The sequence below is a fragment of the Blautia massiliensis (ex Liu et al. 2021) genome, assembly GCF_052064225.1.
GTDB lineage: Bacteria > Bacillota > Clostridia > Lachnospirales > Lachnospiraceae > Blautia_A > Blautia_A fusiformis.
Genome location: NZ_JBQHWA010000035.1, coordinates 20,216 through 29,611, shown reverse-complemented (window position 1 = coordinate 29,611; position 9,396 = coordinate 20,216). Strand labels below are relative to the sequence as shown.

Here is a 9,396-nt window from a genome sequence, read left to right as displayed (position 1 = left end):
CTGAGCCGGAGGCGAGTTCTGGCCCTGCCGCAATGCTTTTAGCCGTCTCACGGAGCCCTAGTAGTATCCCCCGACGGAGTCCCTGCCCGGACCGATGCCACCTTCCTCTGGCGTCCCTCTCAATCCACCCCACAAAACCGCCCCCCGGACCGATGCCACCTCCCTCTGGCGTCCCTCTCAATCCCAACAAAAAAAACGGCACCCGGCAGTTCCAACACTGCCAGACACCGGAACCAAAACACCCGTCAAACAGACATATACAATATATAATCAACATTCGCTATCCGCTCAACTCAATTACCACCAGAAAGTTCTCTCAGCAACTCAAGATCGCTGGCCTGCACTTTAATATTCGTAGTCAGCTTCTCACCCTCAGGGCTAATATACGTTACCTCAAGAATGCTCCCCTCACGAATCCCCCGCCGGGAAACCGCACTACAAAATGCCGGAAACTTCGGATGATTCTGTTTAAATGTATTCCATGCATTCATAACCTTCATCATATTTCCAATATTACCAATACCCATAACCAACACCAGCCTTTCCCTTACATCTATGTTTTTTTATCTATTAACCCAAACACAGCCGCCGTACAAACCATACAGCGGCTGACCACATGATCCTATTCAAAATAACCTGCCGGGAACTCACAACCCTCTGATAAAAGAAATCGCATCCCGGATCCCAGCCACATAAACCAATTTAATTCCTTTAATACTCTCTGTAGCCGTCCGGTTCACCTCAGGAAGTATCACCGTCTCAAACCCAAGTTTTTTCGCTTCCTGCACACGCTGTCCGGCCATACTCACTGCACGAACCTCGCCACTCAGACCAATTTCACCAAACGCCATCACAGAATCCGGGATCACGATCTCCTTCGCACTGGAAATAATAGCAAGACAAATACCCAGATCGATCGCCGGCTCTGTCATCTTCATGCCACCCGCAATATTCACATAAGCATCCGAAGCAGCAAGATGAACTCCCGCCTTCTTCTCCAGAACCGCCATCAAAAGATTCACACGATTAAAATCCGTACCAACTGCTGTTCTTCTCGGAATTCCAAAATTACTCTGACACACCAGAGCCTGGATCTCCACCAAAATCGGTCTCGTCCCCTCCATAGAACATGCAACAACAGATCCCGAAGCATTCTCCGGTCTTCCATTCAAAAGGAACTCGGAAGGATTCTTCACTTCTTCAAGTCCGGAATTCTGCATCTCAAAAACACCAATTTCATTGGTAGAACCAAAACGATTTTTCACCGCACGCAGGATCCGGTAAGAAGCATGCCTGTCTCCCTCAAAGTAAAGCACAGTATCTACCATATGTTCCAGTACACGAGGACCTGCCACATTTCCCTCCTTGGTCACATGACCCACGATAAAAATGGACACTCCCATACCCTTAGCGATCTGCATCAGTACATTGGTAGATTCCCTCACCTGAGAAACGCTTCCCGGTGCAGACGAAATATCTTCATGAAACATCGTCTGGATAGAATCCACAACAGCTACATCTGGTTTCGTCCGCTCAATGATCTCCCGGATATTTTCAAGATTCGTCTCACAGAGCAGTTTCAGTTTATCATTAAACGTTCCAAGCCGATCTGCCCGGAGCTTGATCTGTCTGAGAGACTCCTCACCAGAAATATACAAAACAGAAATCCCCTGTGAAGATAAATTTCTGCACACCTGCAACAACAATGTAGACTTGCCAATACCAGGATCTCCACCTACCAAAACAAGGGAGCCGGGGACGATTCCGCCTCCCAGCACCCTGTCAAGTTCACCGATTCCGCAGCTCTGACGTTCATCTGAAGAAAGACTGATATCTTTCAGAACTACAGGCTCCGTTTTCTTTTGTGTAGTTTTAATACTCCCTGAGGAAGATTTTTTGGAAGAAACCGTTTCCTCCACAAAAGTATTCCATGCCTTGCATGCCGGGCACTGCCCCATCCACTTGGCTGATTCATACCCGCATTCCTGACAGAAATAAACCGTTTTTTTATTTTTTAGCATTTTACAATTTTAACTTCTGCTTTGGTGTTCGCATCCAGTTCAACACTGAAAGAAAGCTTGCCGCCCAGGTTTGTAGTCATTGTACCTGTACTTACATCGTCAATAAATACCTGATACTCTGTCTCAGCTTCCAGTTCAACAGTAATCTGAGAATCCTCAAAGCCCTGAACCTCAAAACTCATTGCTGTTCCATCCTGCTGAAGATGGAACACACTGGTTCCCGGAACAGACTCATATACGAACATTCCATTACGCTCAAGTTTGGTGATCTCCTTATATGTTTTTACTTTATACATATCTCCCTGATACTGATAATCCGACAATTTGGATTTCTGATTTAATTCATAATCTCCAAAACTGATAGTCCCATTATCTTCTGTGCGGATCAATTCCTGTACCACTGCCATGATCTTATGTCCTCCTGAAATCTTTCGTTGTATAGTTTTAATTTTGTTAATTATAACTTATTTCTGTTTTTTTGGCTATAGAAAGTAATAAAATTCTTACGCTTTCTCCGCATCTTTTACTTCAAAGTAGATTTTCTTGTCTTTGACCTTCACCTGTACGGTATCACCGGCTTTGATCCGACCTTCAAGGATTTCTGTTGCCATCTCATCCTCAATCTTTGTCTGGATCGCACGACGCAACGGTCTTGCACCGTATTTACTGTCAAAGCCTGCATCTGCAATAAGATCTTTAGCTGCTCCGGTAACTTTCAGTATGATATCCAGCTGTTCCTGACAGCGTTTTTCCAGGTTTTTCAAAAGAATAGTAACGATCTTCCTGATATTTTCTTTATTCAGAGAATGGAATACCATGATCTCATCGATCCGGTTCAGAAATTCCGGTTTAAACATCCGCCGCACTTCTTCCATCACTCCGGACTTCATCCGTTCATAATCACGCTTTTCCGTATCTCCGGATATAAATCCAAGATGTTTCGGTTCCATGATCATCTGCGCACCTGCGTTGGAAGTCATGATAATGATCGTCTGCTTAAAATCCACTTTTCTGCCTTGAGCATCTGTAATATGACCATCATCAAGTACCTGCAGAAGAATATTAAACACATCCGGATGAGCCTTTTCAATCTCGTCAAAAAGAATGACACTGTATGGATTTCTGCGCACTTTTTCGCTGAGCTGTCCACCTTCTTCATAGCCTACATATCCGGGCGGCGATCCGATCATTTTAGAAACACTATGTTTTTCCATATATTCGGACATATCTACACGGATCATTGCCTGCTCACTTCCAAATACAGCTTCCGCCAGCGCTTTGGAAAGCTCCGTTTTTCCCACTCCGGTAGGTCCCAGGAATAAGAAAGAACCTATAGGCCTTGCGGGATCCTTTAATCCTACTCTTCCCCTTTTTACCGCACGGGCAACTGCAGAAACTGCCTCATCCTGTCCGATCACACGTTTTTTCAGAACCTTTTCCAAATTTGCAAGCCTACGGGATTCCCCCTCTGTCAGACGCTGTACAGGTATTTTTGTCCAGTCAGACACAATACCGGCAACTGCCTCTTCATCAACTGTAAGTGGATTTTTCCGATTTTTCCGCTCCGCCTTTCTTCGGATCTTTTCCAATTCTGCTTCCGCCTCATTCTGCTTTGCCTGTGCTGCTTTTGCACCTTCAAGATCTGCATTTATAACTGCCTGTTCTTTTTGTTTCAGAATATCGTGGATCTCTCTTTCCAGTGCTTCTGCTTTCGGAGACGGACGATATCCCGCCAGCTGTACTTTCGACGCTGCTTCATCAATAATGTCAATGGCTTTATCCGGAAGAAACCGGTCATTGATATAACGAACGGACATTTTTACAGCCGCCTCAAGGGCCTCATCCAGAATCTCTACACCATGATGTTTTTCATAATATGGGCGCAGCCCCTTCAGGATTTCAACAGCCTCCTCTTCTGTAGGCTCTTCCACGATGATAGGCTGAAAACGCCGTTCAAGCGCTGCATCCTTTTCAATGTATTTCCGATATTCTTCCAGTGTCGTTGCTCCGATCAGCTGGATCTCTCCACGGGAAAGAGACGGTTTCAGGATATTGGAAGCATCCAGTGCACCTTCCGCTCCACCTGCTCCGATGATCGTATGGATCTCATCAATAAAGAGCAATATCCCCTGCTGTTCGCTTACCTCATCGATCACATTTCGGATACGTTCTTCAAACTCACCGCGATATTTACTTCCTGCGACCATTCCGGAAAGATCCAGAACTACAACCCGCTTATCCTTCACAGTATCCGGTACCATTCCTGTGACGATCCGCTGTGCAAGTCCCTCTACGATAGCCGTTTTTCCTACTCCCGGCTCTCCAGTCAGGCAGGGATTGTTCTTTGTTCTTCTGCTCAGGATCTGGATCAGTCTGGCAATCTCTTTATCCCTTCCCACTACAGGATCCAGCTTACCTTCTTCTGCCATGGCCGTCAGATCTCGGCTATACTGATCCAGAGTTGGTGTTACACTGCTGTTTCTTCCCTTTGAAGCTTTTACAGCCTGGAATTCTTCCGCAATTGCATCGCTGTCCATTCCCATAGCTGTCAGCACTGCCGCATAAAGCTTCTGGATATTGGCACCCATTGTGTACAGCAGTCTGGTACCCACACAGTCTGTTTCTTTCAACATTGCCAGCAGAATATGTTCTGTCCCGACTTCCTCAAAACGCATGGATTCTGCTTCTGCATATGCACCCTCCAGAACTCTTCTGGTTCTCGGACTGAATCCCGGTCTCTGTGAAACAGCCGTATTTCCCGGCGGTGCAATCAGTTTATCGATCAGAGCCATCGCTTTATCAGCCTGGATCCCAAACTCCTCCAGAACTCTTCCTGCTGTGCCCTCCTTTTCTTCTACAAGCCCGACCAGCAGATGCTCCGTGCCGATATAACTATGTCCGCAGGAGCTGGCTGCCTCTTTTGCCAGAGCAAGAACATTCTCTGCCTGTTTTGTATATCGTTCCTGCATGATGTCTCCTCCTATCTGTCTGTGTCATACTCGTCAAAAATCTCGTCCACCAGCTGATGGACTTCTTCTCTTGTTACATTTTTACAGCATCCCCATGCCATTGCTACTGTCAGATTCTGTTTCATTTCTTCCAGTGCTCTGACCTTATCTGCATCTATGGAGATCACCGCTCCCTTTCGCCTGTCAATAGTCACAAAGCCTTCCTGACGAAGCAGCGCATATGCCTTATTCACAGTATGCATATTGATTCCTGCAATGCTTGCAAGTTGCCGTACAGAAGGCAGAGTATCCCCTTCATGAAGCCTTGATGTAGCGATCCCCATTATGATCTGATTGGTGATCTGCATATAGATTGCCTCATCACTGTTAAAATCGATTTCTATCACCATAGGGTAATCTCTCCTCTACAACAGCAAAAGGCTGCACAGTTTCATCCTGGCAGCCTGCTGTGATTTTTGTTTTTATTTACTGATCCCTGCAATCTTCTCTATCTGTTCTTTGTTAAGAACCAGATTAAATCCCATTGGATTTACCACATAAGCGTTTGCCTGCGGAATCATCAGGCTCGGAAGTTTGTCTATAGTCACTTTCGCAACACGGAGATTCTTGCCTCTTCCAAATTTCTCAAATTCCATAACATCTGTAAACACAGGCTGCATGATCTTATCCTCTTTATTTTTCAGATACGGAATATGGAGCTTTCCATCTTCTTCCTGCTCTGCATTGATCGCGATCAGGAATTCTGCCTTACGCAGGTTTGCTATCAGCTCTTCTTCCAACTCACGGATATTCTTATGCTCTTCCTGTTTTACCGGGCGACGCAATTCCTGCATAAAATAGATTCCGGAAAGTTCAAGAGACGGGTTCAGAAGCGGTCTCTTTGACGGCTCGATCTTACTCATATCTCTCTGGTTTGCGATCTTTCCGATCTCAATCTCGATCTTCTCTTCTCCGTCGATCCAGATCACACTGTTCACTCCGATCGCGTACAGCGTACCATACAGTCTTGGATAGTCTTTTTTCTCATATTTCATGCCCATAAGAAGGATCTTATCCTCAAGGAGCTGTTTACCATATTCTTTGATCTCTTCTTCTGTGGCAAAAATCCTTGCCTGGTCATTAAATGTTTCTTCATCACAGGTCACATATGGAAGTCTGGTTGCCTGTGAATATGCAACAAATACTTCCTCTCTGTTTCTGAGCTCATGGATTGCTTCTTCTACACTGATTCCCATTTTTCTGTCCTCTCTGCCTCATCACTTGGATGCGACACCTCATCAAGGAAAATGGTTGGTTCCTGTTGTGCCCTGTCAGCATCCAGCTTTTCATGTTCGTAACTACTCACTGTGTTTCATAGTTGTTACTATTGTACAATGAAATCCCTGTTTTCGTCAAGCTGTGCCTGTGAAAAATGACCAACTTAAGCCTCGTCGATAGCTTTTCCGATATCGTGACGCATATACTTATTTGCAAAGCTGATCCACTCTGTAGCAGCATATGCATTCTTTCTGGCTTCTTTTAATGTCTCTCCTTTGGCAGTGATGCCAAGAACACGCCCACCGTTTGTAACGATCTCTCCATCTTTAAATTTGGTTCCCGCATGGAAACAGTAGTATCCGTCTTTGTCCTTAAAATTCTCAAATCCATGGATCGGGATACCTTTTTCGTATTTTACCGGATATCCATCACTTGCAAGAACAACACAAACTGCTGCATTGTCCTCAAATTTCAGATCGATCTGATCAAGTTTGCCGTCTACACAGGCTTCCATTACTTCAATGATATCATTCTCCATACGCGGAAGAACAACCTGTGCCTCCGGATCCCCAAATCTTGCATTATATTCCAGAACCTTCGGGCCATCTGCAGTAAGCATCAGTCCGAAGAAAATGATTCCCTTAAACGGACGTCCCTCTGCTGCCATGGCATCTACTGTTTTCTGATAAACATATTTCTTACAGAATTCATCTACTTCCGGAGTATAGAACGGACTTGGAGAAAATGTTCCCATTCCGCCTGTATTCAGTCCCTGATCCCCATCCTTCGCACGCTTGTGATCCTGTGCGGATGTCATGGTACGGATCGTCTTTCCATCTACAAAAGAAAGTACGGAAACCTCACGGCCAGTCATAAATTCTTCAATTACCATGGTATTTCCGGCATTTCCGAATTTTTTGTCTTCCATGATCTCTTTTACGCCAGCTTCTGCCTCTGCAAGATCCTGGCAGATCAGAACACCTTTTCCAAGAGCAAGGCCATCTGCCTTCAAAACGATCGGGAATTTTGCCTCGGTCCTTAAATATTCCAGAGCTTTTTCCGGATCATCAAAATTCTCATAAGCAGCTGTAGGAATGTCGTATTTTTTCATAAGATCCTTGGAAAAAGCCTTGGAGCCTTCCAGAATAGCAGCATTTTTGCGCGGTCCGAACACACGCAGTCCCTCTGCCTCAAATACATCTACGATTCCGCCCACAAGAGGATCATCCATTCCCACGATAGTAAGATCGATCTCTTTTTCTTTGGCAAAGGCTGCCAGTTTTTCAAATTCCATTGCTCCGATATCTGCACATTCCGCATACTCTGCGATTCCTGCATTTCCAGGTGCACAGTAGATCTTGTCAACTTTCGGGCTTTTTGCAACACTCCATGCAATTGCATGTTCTCTTCCGCCGCTTCCTACGATTAATACTTTCATCTGTTTACTCCTTTGTTTCATCTGTCTGCTGATTACTTTAAAGAAACAATTCCATCTGTCACTGTGATCTTGTCATTGGCGATAAGATTGATTGCTTCCGGAAGGATCTTCCACTCTGCTTTTTCCATTACACGTCTCTGAAGCTCCTTGGATGTATCTCCGTCTTTTACCTTTACTGCTTTCTGAAGAATGATCGGACCTGTATCCGTTCCGGCATCTACGAAATGAACCGTAGCGCCTGTTACTTTCACGCCTCTTGCAAGAACTGCATCATGGACCTTAAGTCCATAAAAACCTTTTCCGCAGAAAGACGGGATCAGAGATGGATGGATATTGATGATCTTGTTGGGATACGCTTCCACCATCATCGGAGGGATTGCAACCAGATATCCTGCAAGAACGATCAGATCCACCTCTTTTTCCTGAAGCTTCGCCAGTAATGCTTTATGGAAAGCTTCTCGGTCCGGATAGTCTTTCGGTGCGATGCATACCGCCTCTATATCATGCTTTCTGGCTCTTTCCAGAGCATAAGCGGAGGCATTATTACTGATCACAATATCCACTTTTGCATTTGTGATCTCTCCTGCATCAATAGCATCCAGGATCGCCTGAAGATTCGTTCCCCCACCGGAAACAAGAACACCGATCTTTAACATAAGGTCACTCCCTTTTCTCCCTCTTCAATGGATCCTACCACATATGGCTTATCGCCGGTTTTGCGGATAGCTTCCATTGTTTTGTCAACATCTGCAGGATCTACTGCCAGGATCATTCCAAGACCCATATTATATGTATTGTACATCATATGCTCATCAATATTTCCTTTTTCGGCAAGGAGCTTAAAGATCGGAAGTACCGGATAGCTGTCTTTTTTGACAACAGCTCTGGTTCCCTCTTTCAGCATACGCGGGATATTCTCATAGAATCCACCACCTGTGATATGGCTGCATGCATGGATCTTCACGCCAGACTCTCGGATGCTCTTCAGCGCTTTTACATAGATTCTGGTCGGTGCGATCAGTGCCTCTCCCAGAGTTGTTCCAAGCTCTTCATAATAAGTATCCAGAGACTCTTTTGTCATGTCAAATACTTTACGTACAAGAGAAAATCCATTGCTGTGAACTCCTGTGGAAGCCATACCGATCAGGACATCTCCTGGATTCAGGGCCTCTCCTGTAAGAAGATCTTTTTTGTCAACGACTCCTACTGCAAATCCGGCAAGGTCGTACTCATCTTCCGGCATAAGTCCAGGATGCTCTGCTGTCTCACCACCGATCAGAGCTGCCTCAGACTGTACACAGCCCTCTGCAACACCTTTTACGATCTCTGCGATCTTTTCCGGATAATTTTTGCCGCAGGCAATGTAGTCCAGGAAAAACAATGGCTCGCCGCCTGCACATGCAATATCATTTACACACATGGCTACAGCATCGATTCCGATGGTATCATGCTTGTCCATAACCATGGCTACCTTAACCTTGGTTCCACATCCGTCTGTTCCGGAAACCAGAGTAGGCTCTTCCATATCTTTGAATTTCTCCATGGAAAATGCCCCTGAGAATCCACCGATTCCTCCAAGTACCTCCGGTCTCATTGTCTTGGCAATGTGCTTTTTCATCAGCTCTACTGATTTGTATCCTGCCTCAATATCTACGCCTGAAGTCTTGTAATCCATAATGTCCTCCTTATGACAACACCTTTTTATTTTTAT

9 protein-coding genes are annotated in these 9,396 nt (G+C 45.2%); all 9 read right to left on the bottom strand.

Annotation, left to right across the window (positions count from 1 at the left end; translation table 11 throughout):
- Window positions 1-293: 293 nt before the first annotated feature.
- The gene (locus ACTNDQ_RS12955; RefSeq protein ID WP_173733054.1) at window positions 294-527 is read right to left on the bottom strand and encodes a hypothetical protein; all 234 of its coding nucleotides are present in this window, start codon (window positions 525-527) and stop codon (window positions 294-296) included.
- 120 nt (window positions 528-647) lie between these two features.
- On the bottom strand, window positions 648-2,021 hold the full coding sequence (gene radA, locus ACTNDQ_RS12950; RefSeq protein WP_021650957.1) for a DNA repair protein RadA: 1,374 nt from the start codon (window positions 2,019-2,021) through the stop codon (window positions 648-650).
- Window positions 2,015-2,428, bottom strand: coding sequence for a hypothetical protein (locus ACTNDQ_RS12945; protein WP_015525913.1), 414 nt, complete (start codon window positions 2,426-2,428; stop codon window positions 2,015-2,017). Before ACTNDQ_RS12945 ends, radA begins: the two co-directional genes overlap by 7 nt.
- Before the next feature lie 96 nt (window positions 2,429-2,524).
- Window positions 2,525-4,990 (bottom strand): ATP-dependent Clp protease ATP-binding subunit, encoded by a 2,466-nt coding sequence (locus ACTNDQ_RS12940; protein WP_279200805.1) that lies wholly within the window; start codon window positions 4,988-4,990, stop codon window positions 2,525-2,527.
- Between the two features lie 11 nt (window positions 4,991-5,001).
- Window positions 5,002-5,379 carry a GntR family transcriptional regulator gene (locus tag ACTNDQ_RS12935; RefSeq protein ID WP_015525911.1) on the bottom strand — a complete coding sequence of 126 codons (378 nt, stop codon included), beginning with the start codon at window positions 5,377-5,379 and terminating at the stop codon, window positions 5,002-5,004.
- 72 nt (window positions 5,380-5,451) lie between these two features.
- Window positions 5,452-6,225: an SseB family protein gene (locus ACTNDQ_RS12930; RefSeq protein ID WP_015525910.1), complete on the bottom strand. Its 774-nt coding sequence runs from the start codon at window positions 6,223-6,225 to the stop codon at window positions 5,452-5,454.
- A gap of 185 nt (window positions 6,226-6,410) precedes the next feature.
- Window positions 6,411-7,685, bottom strand: coding sequence for a phosphoribosylamine--glycine ligase (gene purD, locus ACTNDQ_RS12925; protein WP_022426209.1), 1,275 nt, complete (start codon window positions 7,683-7,685; stop codon window positions 6,411-6,413).
- 32 nt (window positions 7,686-7,717) lie between these two features.
- The gene (purN, locus tag ACTNDQ_RS12920; RefSeq protein ID WP_015525907.1) at window positions 7,718-8,341 is read right to left on the bottom strand and encodes a phosphoribosylglycinamide formyltransferase; all 624 of its coding nucleotides are present in this window, start codon (window positions 8,339-8,341) and stop codon (window positions 7,718-7,720) included.
- Window positions 8,335-9,360 carry a phosphoribosylformylglycinamidine cyclo-ligase gene (gene purM / locus ACTNDQ_RS12915; protein WP_279200808.1) on the bottom strand — a complete coding sequence of 342 codons (1,026 nt, stop codon included), beginning with the start codon at window positions 9,358-9,360 and terminating at the stop codon, window positions 8,335-8,337. Before purM ends, purN begins: the two co-directional genes overlap by 7 nt.
- Window positions 9,361-9,396 lie beyond the last annotated feature (36 nt).

Bases quoted from the DNA above. Each gene is read 5' to 3' on its own strand.
- ACTNDQ_RS12955 (WP_173733054.1), bottom strand. From the start codon at position 527: ATGGGTATTGGTAATATTGGAAATATGATGAAGGTTATGAATGCATGG.
- radA (WP_021650957.1), bottom strand. From the start codon at position 2,021: ATGCTAAAAAATAAAAAAACGGTTTATTTCTGTCAGGAATGCGGGTAT.
- ACTNDQ_RS12945 (WP_015525913.1), bottom strand. From the start codon at position 2,428: ATGGCAGTGGTACAGGAATTGATCCGCACAGAAGATAATGGGACTATC.
- ACTNDQ_RS12940 (WP_279200805.1), bottom strand. From the start codon at position 4,990: ATGCAGGAACGATATACAAAACAGGCAGAGAATGTTCTTGCTCTGGCA.
- ACTNDQ_RS12935 (WP_015525911.1), bottom strand. From the start codon at position 5,379: ATGGTGATAGAAATCGATTTTAACAGTGATGAGGCAATCTATATGCAG.
- ACTNDQ_RS12930 (WP_015525910.1), bottom strand. From the start codon at position 6,225: ATGGGAATCAGTGTAGAAGAAGCAATCCATGAGCTCAGAAACAGAGAG.
- purD (WP_022426209.1), bottom strand. From the start codon at position 7,685: ATGAAAGTATTAATCGTAGGAAGCGGCGGAAGAGAACATGCAATTGCA.
- purN (WP_015525907.1), bottom strand. From the start codon at position 8,341: ATGTTAAAGATCGGTGTTCTTGTTTCCGGTGGGGGAACGAATCTTCAG.
- purM (WP_279200808.1), bottom strand. From the start codon at position 9,360: ATGGATTACAAGACTTCAGGCGTAGATATTGAGGCAGGATACAAATCA.